Origin of the sequence: Cellvibrio sp. QJXJ (assembly GCF_024452345.1) — a bacterium.
In the GTDB taxonomy this organism is placed as follows: Bacteria; Pseudomonadota; Gammaproteobacteria; order Pseudomonadales; family Cellvibrionaceae; genus Cellvibrio.
In genome coordinates this window covers 1697914-1712017 of record NZ_CP101662.1, presented here as the reverse complement: position 1 = coordinate 1712017, position 14104 = coordinate 1697914, and the positions used below count along the sequence as shown (strand labels likewise).

General features: G+C 46.9%; 17 protein-coding genes. All 17 read right to left on the bottom strand.

Translation table 11 applies throughout. The features are described from left to right. Nucleotide 1: 1 nt before the first annotated feature. The 17 genes from pilL2 to NNX04_RS07170 all read right to left on the bottom strand — a co-directional run bounded on the left by pilL2 (nt 2) and on the right by NNX04_RS07170 (nt 13988). A complete protein-coding gene (gene pilL2, locus NNX04_RS07250; RefSeq protein ID WP_261947968.1) occupies nt 2-433 on the bottom strand; it encodes a PFGI-1 class ICE element type IV pilus protein PilL2 in 432 nt (143 codons plus the stop codon). Beyond that, nucleotides 412-804 (bottom strand): hypothetical protein, encoded by a 393-nt coding sequence (locus NNX04_RS07245; protein ID WP_261947967.1) that lies wholly within the window; start codon nt 802-804, stop codon nt 412-414. Before NNX04_RS07245 ends, pilL2 begins: the two co-directional genes overlap by 22 nt. Further along, complete coding sequence (locus tag NNX04_RS07240; RefSeq protein WP_261947966.1) at nt 801-2786, bottom strand: type IA DNA topoisomerase; 1986 nt, start codon at nt 2784-2786, stop codon at nt 801-803. Before NNX04_RS07240 ends, NNX04_RS07245 begins: the two co-directional genes overlap by 4 nt. 21 nt (nt 2787-2807) lie before the next feature. Further along, complete coding sequence (locus tag NNX04_RS07235; RefSeq protein WP_261947965.1) at nt 2808-3284, bottom strand: single-stranded DNA-binding protein; 477 nt, start codon at nt 3282-3284, stop codon at nt 2808-2810. Nucleotides 3285-3544: 260 nt separating this feature from the next. Beyond that, on the bottom strand, nt 3545-4069 hold the full coding sequence (locus NNX04_RS07230) for a hypothetical protein (RefSeq protein ID WP_151031880.1): 525 nt from the start codon (nt 4067-4069) through the stop codon (nt 3545-3547). Continuing rightward, entirely contained in the window at nt 4070-4456 is a 387-nt protein-coding gene (locus NNX04_RS07225) for a hypothetical protein (protein ID WP_261947964.1), read from the bottom strand. A gap of 30 nt (nt 4457-4486) precedes the next feature. Then, nucleotides 4487-4978 (bottom strand): hypothetical protein, encoded by a 492-nt coding sequence (locus NNX04_RS07220; protein ID WP_261947963.1) that lies wholly within the window; start codon nt 4976-4978, stop codon nt 4487-4489. Between the two features lie 19 nt (nt 4979-4997). Continuing rightward, nucleotides 4998-5546: a DnaT-like ssDNA-binding domain-containing protein gene (locus tag NNX04_RS07215; protein WP_261947962.1), complete on the bottom strand. Its 549-nt coding sequence runs from the start codon at nt 5544-5546 to the stop codon at nt 4998-5000. A gap of 248 nt (nt 5547-5794) precedes the next feature. After that, nucleotides 5795-6361, bottom strand: coding sequence for a conjugal transfer nickase/helicase domain-containing protein (locus NNX04_RS07210; RefSeq protein WP_261947961.1), 567 nt, complete (start codon nt 6359-6361; stop codon nt 5795-5797). A 341-nt stretch (nt 6362-6702) separates the two neighbouring features. After that, nucleotides 6703-7122: a hypothetical protein gene (locus NNX04_RS07205; RefSeq protein WP_261947960.1), complete on the bottom strand. Its 420-nt coding sequence runs from the start codon at nt 7120-7122 to the stop codon at nt 6703-6705. Between the two features lie 57 nt (nt 7123-7179). Next, nucleotides 7180-7437, bottom strand: coding sequence for a hypothetical protein (locus tag NNX04_RS07200; protein ID WP_261947959.1), 258 nt, complete (start codon nt 7435-7437; stop codon nt 7180-7182). Between the two features lie 40 nt (nt 7438-7477). Next, the gene (locus NNX04_RS07195) at nt 7478-8137 is read right to left on the bottom strand and encodes a hypothetical protein (protein WP_261947958.1); all 660 of its coding nucleotides are present in this window, start codon (nt 8135-8137) and stop codon (nt 7478-7480) included. Nucleotides 8138-8219: 82 nt separating this feature from the next. Further along, nucleotides 8220-9191, bottom strand: coding sequence for a PFL_4669 family integrating conjugative element protein (locus NNX04_RS07190; protein ID WP_261947957.1), 972 nt, complete (start codon nt 9189-9191; stop codon nt 8220-8222). A gap of 288 nt (nt 9192-9479) precedes the next feature. Then, on the bottom strand, nt 9480-10805 hold the full coding sequence (locus NNX04_RS07185; RefSeq protein WP_261947956.1) for an STY4528 family pathogenicity island replication protein: 1326 nt from the start codon (nt 10803-10805) through the stop codon (nt 9480-9482). 10 nt (nt 10806-10815) lie between these two features. Further along, nucleotides 10816-11361 carry a DUF2857 domain-containing protein gene (locus NNX04_RS07180; protein WP_261947955.1) on the bottom strand — a complete coding sequence of 182 codons (546 nt, stop codon included), beginning with the start codon at nt 11359-11361 and terminating at the stop codon, nt 10816-10818. 1 nt (nt 11362) lies between these two features. Beyond that, on the bottom strand, nt 11363-12949 hold the full coding sequence (locus NNX04_RS07175) for a ParB family protein (RefSeq protein WP_261947954.1): 1587 nt from the start codon (nt 12947-12949) through the stop codon (nt 11363-11365). A 196-nt stretch (nt 12950-13145) separates the two neighbouring features. Further along, nucleotides 13146-13988 (bottom strand): ParA family protein, encoded by an 843-nt coding sequence (locus NNX04_RS07170; protein ID WP_261947953.1) that lies wholly within the window; start codon nt 13986-13988, stop codon nt 13146-13148. Nucleotides 13989-14104: the final 116 nt, after the last annotated feature.

Here is a 14104-nt window from a genome sequence, read left to right as displayed (position 1 = left end):
CTTACTCCTGCAGCGACAGGAAATGTTGGGCTTCTTTCACGTCGAACCAGATCACTCGATGGAGTGTGTCGCTACGCAATTGCCAGGCTTCGCCCGCAATCGTCTGTAGAGCATCATTCAATGTCACCGGGCCTAATTCCCGGATCACCGACGGTAACGGTAATGTGTTGAGCAGTTGGTCTTGGCCATCCGGGCTCTGCCAGCGATAGCCGGATCCTTTTAATGCTTCTCGCAAGGCATCACCCACCATCAATACATCTTTGCCTAGCGACAAATTCACAATGGATTTGAGAGGTGATTTTTGGTCAGCTCGTGCCTCAGCCGTTACCAGTGTGTAGCGGTCAGTTCGAACCTGGTTCTCACGTTGTTCTGCTTGTACGGCCGTACTGCTGCACAGCAAGGCGAGTAAGACTAATTTGCGGCGGATTTGCATGGTGTAATCTCCTGAGTGAAGGTTTCCTGTGTTGTTGATGAAGCAGAAGATTCAACCAGGATTAGCTCCTGATTGAGGTGTTCTAATTGCTGCTCAATACTGAGCAATTCGAGGCTAAGTGCTGCTGTCTTGCGTTGTAAGGAAATCAGTTTTTTCAATTCACGTTCGCGAATAACTGCGCCTTCAAGAAATTGATTTAAATCAGAATTGAGAACGCCCTGTGATGCACTCATGCGCGCACGGACTTCCTGATGCAGCGAATGGAGTTCTGCAGCAGGATGCAGATAAATAATTCTTCGAATCTCATCTGCTCGCGCTGATAGTTGTTTCATTGCTCGTTCAATGACGTCTCGTGAAATTTGATCATTCATGCATTGCTACCTTGTGCCCAGGAAAAGAAGCGACACGTAGGGAAGCTGGTGCAGCCCTTGAATTCTTTGCCTTGATTTTTTCCACTGTTAATGGTGCGTAACACCATTGTTCCTTTCTGGCACTCCGGGCATTTGTCGCCCACTTTTACGGTGCCTATTGTGGGCGATTTATTACTGGCTGGTTTAGCAGTGGTTTGAGTGGCAGTTTTTTTAGTTGATGTTTTCTCGGGTGTTTTTGATGCGCTTTGGTCGTTTGCGAATTGGGAAATCAGGGCTTTAACCTGATCAGGGATTGCTGCAGCACGGAATTTTTCAATCTCCTGCAGCAATGCATCATGGGCATGACTTATCACAGGTAAGTAGTCTGCTTTTCGTGAGGCAATTTTGTCGAACGACTCTTCAATGTCGGCGGTGTATAGGTATTCCATAAATGAAAAATAATTTTTCAATAAATGGATAACCGCGATGCCTTTGGATGTGGGTGTAAATTTCAGTGTTTTATGCCGTGTCACATAATCCAGCGTGACGATGCGCTCAATAATGGTGGCATAGGTAGATGGTCTACCAATTCCCAGGCGATCCAATTCTTTTACCAGGGATTTTTCGGTGTATACCAACGGTGGTTCTGTGTGTTTGATATCGAGCTTCACGGATTCACAGGCAATACGTTCACCAATTTTTAAATCCGGTAGTGAAACAGGAGGTTCTTCCTCTTCGTCCTCACTGGTGGACAGTGACGTAATGGGTATGCACTTTTCAGCAGCATTTCGCCAGCCTGCAGTCTTCATGCGGGTGGCATTGGTTTTGAAAAAATCCATTGCCTCATTGTGAAATTGCACGGTTGTCAGAATGTCTTCACCCGCGCTCAATTGCGATTCCAGGGTAACTTTCCATATCCAGGAATACACGTCGCGCATGGTCTTATCGTCAATCTCGGGGCCCAATACCAGCAAGTTAATATCAGTGACCCGTATACATTCATGCGCTTGCTGTGCGCTGTCTTTGGCTTTGTGAAACGGTGCCTGTAACGGTAGGGGTAATTGCTTGCCTCGGGCGAATGTCCGTATCTGCTCAATAAAGTCTTTTGATATGTTGGGGCTATCAGTGCGGTGATAGGTAATTAAACCGGCCTCAAACAGCTTCTGCGCGGCCGCCATGGATTGTTTAGTGGTTAGCTTGAGTTTTGTTGCCATCAGCTGCACAAAGGCGCTGGAGGTCAATGGTACGGGTGGTGAGATTTGCTTGGGTTTTTGATTAACCGCATCGACAATTAATGCCTTGGTGCGCTTTTCGATCATTTCTGCCCGCGCACGATCAGTCATCAATTGACCGGGGGGTAATCCGTTCACCCAAGTGGCAGTAAAGCTTATACCCGCATGTTTAAGCGTTGCTGTTACACCAAAGTGCTCAACAGGTTTAAATGCCTGGATAGCGAGATGGCGTTCAACGATCAGCCGCAATACAACGGACTGAACGCGTCCACCGGTAAAAAAATGATTGATACCCAGGGATTTAAATTTGGCATTGAGTTCCCGGGTGATCAGGTACCCAACATAGCGATCCAGCACACGGCGTGCTTCTTGTGCCCTGACCAACGCCCAATTGATTTGGCGTTTGTTGGCAATCGCTATTTCAAGTGCTTTCTTGGAAATCTCATCAAAGGTAATGCGGGATATCTTGGTTTTATGGGTATTGCCCAATTCGTTGACCACGTGTCCTGCAATCGCTTCACCCTCGCGATCAAGGTCAGTGGCTACATAGATAGTGGTGGCTTTTTTGGCGGCATCGGTAATGTCTTTAACAACCTTGCCTTTGCCGTGAATGGTTTGCCATTGCGGTTTGTGATGCGGTGGTTCGACACCCATGGTGTCTACCGGCAAATCCTTGATATGGCCCAGCGTAGCCAGGATTTTAAACGTGGGAAAATACTCCCGCATTTTCTTGGCTTTCGCCGGACTCTCAACGATCAGTAAGGTAGACATCCTGGGCGTCCTTATCCGTGGTTATTCGGGAATTTCGTCTTCGTAGTTATGCGGTATGTTTTGGTTCGCATAATCAAAACTATCGCCGCCAGCATTCCCGTTGGATTGACCTTTACGCTCGGCGTAGATGATTTTCTCAATACCTAATGGAACGATGGCCACTACGTCTGCAGAAATTACATTTGCGGTTTGTTCTTGCCCTGCATGTACACCTTTGGTTGCTGTGTAAGTTTCTTGGCTCATTGAACCGGCCACATATACGCGGCATCCTTTCACCAAGTGGTCATTAAATATTTCGGCGCGCTTGCCCCAAATTTCTACCTTGCCCCAAAAGCCGCCTGAATCTTCATACTCACCTGTGGCTTGATTTAATTTGTCCACGTTGAAGCGTGCTGAAAATTTCAAAACCGCTTTTTGTTCTGTACCGTTTTTTATCGGTACATACGATAGTGTTGGTGCGCTTCCTAAATTACCTTCACCCGCAAAATAATTTCCCATAGGGTATGCCTCGTTGATCAGTGGATTCGTGACTGAAAAGCGGCTGCATCATTCCTTAAATGAAAACAGTAAAACAGTCAGAAAATGTGCTACGCCTGTACAAATAAAAAAGGCGCTCAACGAGCGCCAAAGTATGATGTTTCGTGTGTCGCTTGGGATACGTTGAAGGTTCCAGCAACACGATCATTGTAGGGGGAGACGTCACTGAAAACCGCAATCAAATCGTAAGCGGCTTGTGCAACATGCATGGTGTGTTTTTCTCAAAAATCGTTATAGCTTTTTCCCGGGGCTAACTTTTCAGCGATCACGTCGTACATATTGAGATCTGAATATCGAATCACCCATAGGCCTGCGTTGGGATTATGTTTGTCCGCTTTGATAGTGATATCCAGGCCTGTTACACCTGAGTAATGCTCACTCTGGCGTTCAAGCTCTGCAGTCAGTTTTTGATCGCTACTGCCTTTCAGCTTGTTGCGAAATTTACTTACACTTGTGCACTTGGCAATCGCGTCCCGCGCTGCTTTTTCCTGCTTCTTGGGTGCAAGGGAGGCAATGGCTCTCACCATTGAAAAGGTAATTTTTCCAGCCTGAAATAAACTCATTACTTCCGGTACCAGATTGCGGTATACCCGAAGGTAATGCCGTACCTGATAATCCGGGAGTTTTGATTGTTTGGAAATGACAGCATTTTTGATGCCCGCGTCGGCCAGCTGGCCGATCAGGTTAACTTTTACCCGACAGTCGGTGCTGTGCTTTAGCGTATTTAACCAATCTTGCGTTTCCATTTAATGCACTTTTCGTTGAGTAAAAAAGTGTCCTGCCTTGATGGTGTCAGATGTCAATTTTATATCGCGAATGACCCAAACGGATTCATCCCGTAAGCCAACTGACTTAGCGTAGTCATTGGTAATGATCAGGCATTCCTCAACCATTTTTGATGTGGATTTTCCGCAGTCACGATAGGTGGTCACCAGTGTTTGATGCGCGTACCCTTTGTCCATGAGGGTTTCCCATTGATCCTTCGCGAAGTGCTCATGCTGTATTCGCCTCCATTCATCGAAACAAGTAATGATGAATAAAGCTGAAAATATTGCTATAAATATTTTTTGTACCGGAATCTTATCCACAAAGTGAGTGTATTCGGAATTATTGTGATCATTTCCTGAGCTCATTATCATTCTCCGAGATTAGCTATTCATGAATCAATTTTGATTCGGAGTTTTTTCAGACGCATCTCCAGACTGCTGTACAAACGTCAAATAGCTACCATTTACTTTTGCTTGATTTGCACGATCTACAACAACACCGTGCCAGATGTCGCTTGGCGTTAATTTGCTAACGTCCATGTTGAAATGCTGCAGGAAAAACAGTCGGGCTGAGAGTACTCGCTTGTTATAGAAAGAATATTTCCAAGGCTTCCGTAGATAGACTAAAAAGGAAACAGACAAGGAGAAGATGATGGCCGCAACAACCGTAATCACAATGTTAGTGACTGAAGTAAAAGGTACGTTGTTCGGTGTTGTTTCTGAGAATACTACCAACAAGGTGATCATGGAGATCCACACAAAAATATAAGCCATTCCTAATAATGTTTCATGGCGGCGTTCCAGATCGTTCATGTACTCAAACAATAATTGCTTTCCCCTGTCCGGCAAGTATGTCAGGTCTTTTGCAGTCAATATTTTAATCATCATGGTTCCTCAATAATTTTGGTTATTTGAATGCCGATCCGTTGAGCATTAATCCATCCGCCCAACTCTTGTCGAGCAGGTTTTCCAACAGCGGGATGTCGCGAGTACTGCGTGGGCGGTTTGAATCGACATGGCGATTGCCGCGTTTAATTTTGGCAAACGCAAATTGCTTGGCCCATTTGAATTTTGCATGCTGGATAAACTTGGTATTCCAGGAGGGATAGCAGCGCTGCGTTTCCTTCCAGTACAAAATGAATTCCGGTACCAGCTTATGGATAAAATCATCATCCATGTTTGCGTGACGCAATATTTCAACTGCCTCATTGCATGGCTGCCAATCACTGCTAATTGGAGTGGCGGTTACACCTGATTGGGGCAAGTTGTTAAACCTGCTCCATTGGTTTTTTACGTGCTGTATAAATTTGCCATTCCAGGATGCTTCTATGGTTCCGCGTTCCATCCAGTAAATGACAAATTCTGGCACTGCATCTTCAGCAAAAGCCTGATTGATCCCTAATATGCCGGTGATCAAGGCCATGGTGTCTTCGCTTGGGCGCCATGTGTTGGTCATTCGGGTTGCTTGGGGTAGGGCGGCCGCTGAATATGACTCATCACTTACAGCTGGGTTCGTTGTAGCTGGTCGGCACCGCCAACGAGCCATGACAAACTTTAAAAAAACATCAGGCTGATTTGTTGAAAGTTGTGGTACTTCTTGATTGAAAAGCTGAACCTGTTCTTTGATGTAATGTTCAGGGATTGCGAATGAACAAATGCGTTGAATCAATGCATTGTCTGGTTGCCATTTATCTGAAAAGGTATTCATTCAGAATCACCCGATGATGTGCGCGCTAGATAGGGATTGATTGCCGGGATATCAGGTGCGTATATTTCTTTAAATGGAATTAACCAGCCATTCAATACCTTATGGGGTGCACGCTTGAGGTGGTATTGGTGCAGATTTATGTCGCCTTTACGTTTGTGAATTTGCAAACGGGAAAAATTTCTGGACAGCTTTCTATGCAAACACTCATCCAGCTGGTGCAGATGAAGATATAGCCTGAAGATACGAGGCGCTAATAAAAACACGCCTTGATCTACAATATGGACTGCCGCAGTCGAATGATTAACGGACAGTACTTGATTGTTCAATCGAGTCACTAACCAGCTTAGAAATACCTCGCCTTTCAATAAATACTCCCGCCTTTCAACGGGATCCATTGGTAGCGGGGCATCTCCAGTGCCTAGCCACAAACTCATGATTGTCTTAGGCTCGGTAGCATTTGCAGTTAGTAATGGTGTGGCTGGTTGATGTGCGAGCTGTAGAAGAGCATAGATTTTCGATGCCAAATTGTGCAATGAATATTTTTGAAGATATTTGTTAGTCATGTGTGTGGAGTCCCAATAATTTTTTAGACTTTCGCTGACCAAAAAGATAATGAAACAATGGTGCCGGTGTGTCATAGATAATGACAGTTTCAATCCGTGTCCCGAGACACGATTTTGTTTATAAGAAGAACATACTCCCGTATACCTTCATCCCATACCGCACCCAATTTGTCTGGATGTTCGCAAGGCAGTACTACTGCATCACCAGTGTCTTCATCGATTCTATGGGATACGGTGAATTCTTTTTCTCCTGTCTTAGTACCTTGTCGGTTATAGATATCGAACCAACTCGTAATACAAATAATTCGACTCATGGCGGATATTTCCGATTCAATCACGGCTTACTTGGCCACCACATCAAATCCGGCGCTTCTCAGTAATTGAGCCTCTTGTCCATGCAGGCCATCTTTGAGCGTAATAGCGCCGTTCTCTCTTGCGTGATCGGTTAACGCATCAATTCCATCAAGGGTTTCGATAAGGCCCGGAAAAAGATCATCTACATTGCCAAGAATTTTCATTCTCCACTCATCATCGAATTCAACCTGATACCAGGTTCTGCCACCGTCAAAGGTGCGCAAGTTATAATTGACCATTTCTCCATTCCATAGCGTTGTTCCTCCTACTTTTTGATCCCAGTATTGAAACGCTAATTTGTGGTCTGCTTTCAGCTTATCGATGTAGGATTGTTTGTATTTAACACCTATAAAAATGCCAATCATTAACGCCGCTACGCTAACTGCTAGAAGTTTTAATTCATTCATTTCTTTTGCTGCCTTTAGCTATTTGCATAATTCGTGTTCCGAGACATGAATCGCCGGTTATTTGTCTTCGGGCATCCCATAACTGGAGCGGTATTGTTCATGCTCAGCGCAATCAGCAACCAACCCCATCATGGTGAGTAATTGACGCTCCCATGCTCCAGGGCGGCGACTGCCATCCGCAACTGACGCCAGTACAAAACTCACCAAATCTTCAACCGTAGCCATTGGGTTTGGTGCACTATGTTCTTTGTGTAACGCCACGATGTACTCCAATTCCTTAAGTACTTCCGGATGTATCTCAACAGTCTTTGTCATAACTACCTCGGCGATTAATTCCAATTTGCGTTATCAAATTTCATGCGTACAACTGGTTCAACACATCGGTCAGCTCTTGAAAGCCTGGTAGTGTTTTGAACAACCGACGGGAGAGCTTTTCAGCCTCTTTGGCCACATCGTCTGGGTATCGCGATTCCTCACTCACTGAGTTCAGATCCAGAATGGTTTTGCGAAGAGATTTCACAGAGTTGTTTAATGTCACGCGGACGACATCGTAACCTGCAAGCACTTCGTAATACTCGGGGGATTGTTTGCTCACATACTCCCGCACAGTGCAATAGTGGTCGTGCTGTGGATTAAACGCATGAATGCGTGCTGTGTTGCCGTAACCGTATGCCAGTGCAAATTCCCGTCTGGCTCGCCATTCCAGTGCCATAGGGCGCTTGGTATGCTCAAACGATAATTCAGCGGCCGATAAATGTTTGACGGTATCAATATCGTCATTCAACAGCTGCGTGCGCAGGTTGGTTGCCAGATACAGCTCAATGCATTCCGACCCGGCAGTTTCCCGACTGAGGCGTTGTTGCGTTTCCAGATCTTTCATTGCTTGTTGCACCAGCTGCATTTTGCGCAGCACTGTGCGAATCTTGTCAGAAAGTCCCGCCGCCCCCTTACCCATTAAAAGGCCTTTTAAAGGACGTTCCGCCAATTGAGTATTCACATGTTGCGAAGAAGCCATATTCACACCTTGCTGCGTTTTAAAGTATTCATTGTCATTACAGGCATTCATCAAATCAGCATTTTATTAGTCTAAAAAATGCTCAATTTGTGTGTGTGTTTTCTGATGGTTCTTGTTCTGTGTTCTGCGATCTTTGCGCACGCTCTTCAAGCGCACGTTTGTTTGCCAGATATTTTTCCAATTCCAGACTGCGTGGCGCGATTGAAGCGCGCTTGGTGCCTTCCATCACGTCAGTCTCAATTTCCAAACGGTTATTTTTCTTCTCAAGGTATTGGCCTTGCGCACGTTTGGCGACCTTGGTGTTTTTACGGATATCGTCGCGAGTCACATTGGTGAATATCCAGCGATTCACTTCTTCAAACAGATTCCGCATAGCTCTACCAGAGTCCGTCACAACATCATTCCACTCGGCATCACCGATAAATCCCACATGATGGGCTGTAAGCCCAAGTCTCACGATGCGGTCATATTGCAGAAGGAGTAACACCGAACGGTACGCCCAAGGCGAATGAAAGTTGAGGGGAATTTCTAACGGCTCTGCACAGGCTTGCACACTCACATCGAAGTCTTCCAAGCCTACGATTAAATCCGACAACGATTTTTCACGTTCATCCAGCAACGCTTTGGTGCGCTTATGAGCGGCTTCAATTTCAACCAGACATTGATCCGCATAAGGATCGTCATTCTTTGCCGCTGTCCAAATCAAACCGGCCTGACGGGCAAAGAGGGACATGCCCACAATCTGGCGAATATTTTTATGGCGATCACCACGGCGACCACGAAACAAATTGATCGCAAGATGCGTGTGTAATTTCAGCGTGGCACCCATCTGCATCGATGGTGGTAGGTTCACAGTGCGCTCTGTTGGCTCACCAGAAAGCCCTGGCTGATTACGCCGTGCTGCCCGCCCCTTGGGTGTACTTTTCTGTGTGCCCGCATCGGCTGTGAACATCTTATCGAGCTTACCCATATCCAGGGTGCCCGCGCCTGATGCTTGTGCGGTAGCGCTTGCTCCTTCAACCGCATCTGCAAGATGAGAATCATTGCTTGGCATAAAAACTCCGTTCGTGTTGTGTGAAAAATTTAATAACGATTAAAAACGTGCTGTCTCTTGTACAAAAGCGTGTCTCGGGACACGAATTACCTGCAATCTCTGCGTCACTTCAAATTGTGGTAGGCTCCCACACTTCCAAAGTTCGAAAGCCTTTCGAATTTAATGTATTACCTATGCTTTGATCGCTGCTCGAACTCCAATACATTCCCAAGTTGCTTGAAAGTTCGAAAGCCTTTCGAATTCAATTACGCTATCTTCGTTACTCAAAAAGTTCGAAAGCCTTTCGAACTACCAAATTCGATCCGGGTTATCAGTAAACGCCGGTGGCTGAGAACTGGCTTTGTCGTGATAGCAACGCATCAATTCCAGCGCCCATTCGTCAGGTACAAGCTCGTTAGCCGTTTGCAGTGAAACGAGTTTGTGGGTGTAGGCGATGGGGTCACGAATGTGTTCGCGCCAGCCATGTGATGCAGCGGCTGTGTGCCCGAGCAGTTGCATGAGCACCAGCTCTTGGCCGTGATTCGGCAAGGGTTTAATTTTCCGGTAGATGGCTGGCAAACAGCTGTCACGACCTGCTGTCAGGATCAGCGCATAGCGTTCGAAGGTTGGGTGTTTGAGCCACGGTAAATAGCGAGTTATCCAGGCATCCTCGTGATCAGTATTTGCTCCCCAACGACCTCGACGGGTGATGTCGAGGTAATTCGCCAGACTTTGCTGATCCTGTTCGCTCTCTATCGCGCGCGCAGTAGATATATATTTATTATTTATAAAACTACTACTACTACCGCCGGGGAAAGAATTTTTTTTCTCAGCCAGAGAAAAATTTTTACTCTGGTCATTTTCCGCCAGAGAAAGATTCTTTCTCTGGTCGGTTTCCACCATGGAAGAATTCTTACTCTGGTGATTCGTAAGTCCTGATTCCGCATGGGTTTTGCTATTTTGACCTGTTTCGGCACTCTCATTCACCGGAGAAAGATTCTTTCTCTGGTGGCTATCCGAAGTATTGGATTCAGTGTTGGCTTCACCATCCATGGCAAACATACGATTCAAGCGGTTTAAAAATACGTCACCCTCTGTGGGAGGGGCAGACGTTTCCAACGCGCCGATTTCTTGCAGGGCTTTTGCCGCTGCTAACCGTATGCGTTTATTTTCTGACTGACACTGGTTTTCCAAAAACTGTACATAGGTTGGATCAAAGTCCAGCGTACTGATCAGTGAGAGCGGTTCGTCGTTCAACAGGTAAATATCGCCAACAAAGCGACCTTGCTTACGCACGGTCTTGCACAACGTCATCCAGCGGGAAATCCTCAACATGTTGCGACTGGCGGTCAGCGTCGGTGCCGAGCAGCCGACCATTGCCGCCAGCTCATTGCGTTTCGGTGTTGATCCTGGGCGCGTTGGATCGGTGATCGTCAATCGGATGATCTGCCACGTTACTTTGTCCGTGGCATTCAGCTCGCGATTGAGGACTAAATAGCGCGGAAAGGAATCATGATGGTTGCCGGTGAACAACACCGCCATACCATCATCTTCGTCACCAAAGGCGCGTTGGCTAATCAAGTCTCGTTCCGCCTTATCGATTTGCCGCGCAATAATGTCGAGTTCTTTACTCATGCTCGTTGCCTTATTGCAGTTGCTTTATCGTTATGTAGGCTTGATCCAGGGCGATATCAGTTTCCTCATATAGCGCTATCAGTCTCACCAAGGGGTCTTCAATATCACGCAGCTTTTCCCATACTCGCAGCACTGTGATTTCTTCCTCTTCACTCAATACTTCGATCCGTCCACGACTGTGTTCAGGCAGGCTCATACGCGCCCGTCGCGCTGCAAAATCACGGCGGGTAATCCCTTTAAGTTCTTCGAGCATAGGCTGACGTAAGCCAGCGCGAATTGCGCGATTTACCAAATCGTCTTCGGTAACTTTGCTATCCGCAAAGCCGAGGTACAGGCGCAGGGTGTGTTGATCAATGCGTAGCTGGAACAGGGAGCCTTTAAAATTGGGCAGGCATGCAATACGATCAGCTGATAACGCTTTTAGCTGCGCAGCAACGCCTTGATCCAATGCACCTAACCCCAACTGGTGTAGCAACTGGCTATCGCCATTGCGTAACGCTTCGGCCACTGCGAGTAATGCCTGGTGATTTAAAGAGGTGATGTAGTAGTTCTGCATATCATTCACCTCCCACTTCAACAGTGCTGTTGAGCTTATGAGGTGAATGCGTACGGTAGTCCACTAACAGGCTGACAATGGCTTCCAATTCAGTTAATGCTTGCCATTGAATAGGGTTCGCATCCGGATCACTGATTTGACGCCCCATGAGGCGGCCTTTAAATGCAGAGCCGAGAGCGAGCAGGGTCAATAAATTATCTTTGCTGATGGAGGGGCAAACCTCTAATAACTCATTCATTGCATTAAATAATGAAATGGGTGCTGTTAACGCATGTGATTGCGCCCACAACGTTACCCAATAAAGAATCAGCTCTGAATCAATCTGTGAGGGCGGCAGCATACGATAGCCGGTGTGCCATCCATCCTCCTCAAGGTAATCCACATACTCCGATAATCCCACGGTATCGGCATAATCGACGGCGGCTTGGTAAGCCAGCTCTTTGAGAGAGGATACCTCGTAATCCAATAAGTACTGCAGTGACGACAAGTCGCCGTAGACATGACGAACTACTGCAGGCGAATTATTTACAGGTTCCTGATTTTCTTGCTCATGCTCCGTCTGGAGTGACGAATCAGTTTCCTGACTGCTGCCCGGGTTCGATGGGCTTAACTCAGGGGGGCGCTTGGGTGGTTGGGGTGCCTTAGTTGTATTGGTTCCCGTTTGTTTTTGCAGCTGCTCCTGGGCGTTGGCTTCGGCGATGATATCCCTCGGGCGATTCCCACCTTTGGATATACCTACACCAATGGCTTGCACTTCTGCGCGTAGTTGCAGCACGGGTGAGTCAAGCTTTGCGGACATGGCGGAGCACAGCTCATGCTCCGCTTTGTCTATATCAAACCCGTCACCATCCATTGCAGTGAAAACAGGTTTCCAAATGTCATCAAAGGTTCCTTCATGTTCTTGTGCAACAGATTCCCAAAATGTTTTACAGGTTTCGAGCAGCTTCCGGATTTTTTTAACACGGTCAATTCCGATGCCTGACCAAAATGCTTCTGGGATAATTGGGAATAGGTTTTCATGGGCATACAACATCTGATTGAGGCTGGTGTCCTTAAGAGTCCAGCCTTCAGCAGTGATTAACCTTGCGAGCTCTCTTGTTGAGAGTTCACCTTTTTCTGCTTCCAGTTCAAGCTTCAGGTCATAGGCAGCAAGAGCACGTTCAATGAAAAGAGTATCCCCCTTCATTTCGTTCTCGATCATATGACTGATCAGGTTTTTGAAGTCACTTGTCCATGGTTCAAAATCGCAATCAAACTCATAGTATTTGCGGTCACCAGTTTCCTGCCAAAGTTCACGCAAAATACTTAGGCGAGTGTTCCCACCTTTCTTAATCATGTAAGGATCCGCGGGGGACTCACGAGTAACTACCGGTGGGTGGTCAAGGCCCGCGTTGCGAATAGATTCCTTAATCTCGTCGTATCTCGGGTTTCTGGTTCTTCTCGGGTTGCGACGATAAGCAATGGTGTTATCCAGGTTAACCCTGACACGTGTTTTTACGACTGGATCCGGTGGTAATGGGGACCCATCAGACGGCGAAGCACTCAAATGAGGTTTGTTAAGGCGATCAGCAATAGAGGACTTACTCATTGTTCAGTCCTCCTGTTGCTTCTAATTTTTGACAGCCGTGTGCAGGCATGACCTGCACCTCAGCGAGCCGCGTTTTACCAGTTCGGGTGGAACCGCAAACTAGGCGAGGGGTGCTTAGTTGGTCTACCCAATCCAATTGTTCTTCCTCGGTAGGTCTACCGAGGTTTGCGATAGTTGTGTTTTCCATGACGCAGCCTCACACAGACCATTGAGGCTTGATGCCAAAAAGTTTTGGCTCTAACTCGTAGGCCAGATCAACCATGGTTTCCAAGGCAGAGCGAGTGGGGCCGCTTCGGCTTTTCTCGAAGCGATGAACGGGAATACCTAAGCCAGCCGCTTCTGAATAGGCTTTAAGAGAGGGAATCACCGTGTTCAGCACAGTGACGTGACCATCAGTTTCCTTGTCGAATTCACAGCGTAGATAATTGGAAACCTCGGCCGCCGTTGAGGTGCGATCCCATAGATTTATCAAAACCTTGACTGGTGGCATTGGTCGGCCAGTAATGCTGTAAAAGCCGGGCTTAGGTCGAAATTTATTCACCAGTTCAGTGGTGCCGTATATGAACTCTCTCGAATCCAGCACTTGGGGTTTGATAGGGGACAAAAGCACATCTGCAGCCAGGATGACCGACTCTTGGACGATACCGCTTGCACCTTGGGTGTCGATCAAAATGTAGTCATAATCCAGTTGTTCCAAGGCATGCCTTAGGTGCTGGAAATGGAGGACGGATTCTCGCAAAAAGTTGGGTATTTTCCCCTCGCTACCTTTGTCGTCATTTAAAATGATGTCCAGATTAGCGATGGCAGTCTTCGAGATGCACTCGGCGACACTTGCGGTGCGGTACACATGGCTCAGACCATAAGCGGCTGCTTGGGTGACTGGATAGAAGCGAGACAGTGATTGTTGTGGATCTGCATCTACCAGTAGAACTCGCTGGCCCATATCGGCTAATATGGCGCCAAAGTTCGCGGCTTTAGTGGTTTTACCCACGCCTCCTTTGGTGCAGACAATACCGTAAATCTTTGATTTTGCAGACATTTTGGAACCTCCAACGTCAGATTTCTGATGTTAGAGAACATTGCCAAAAGTTGTCCCCTGCACTGGCAGTGTTGAGGTCAGCGGTTCGATCCCGCTTAGCTCCACCAAATACTAAA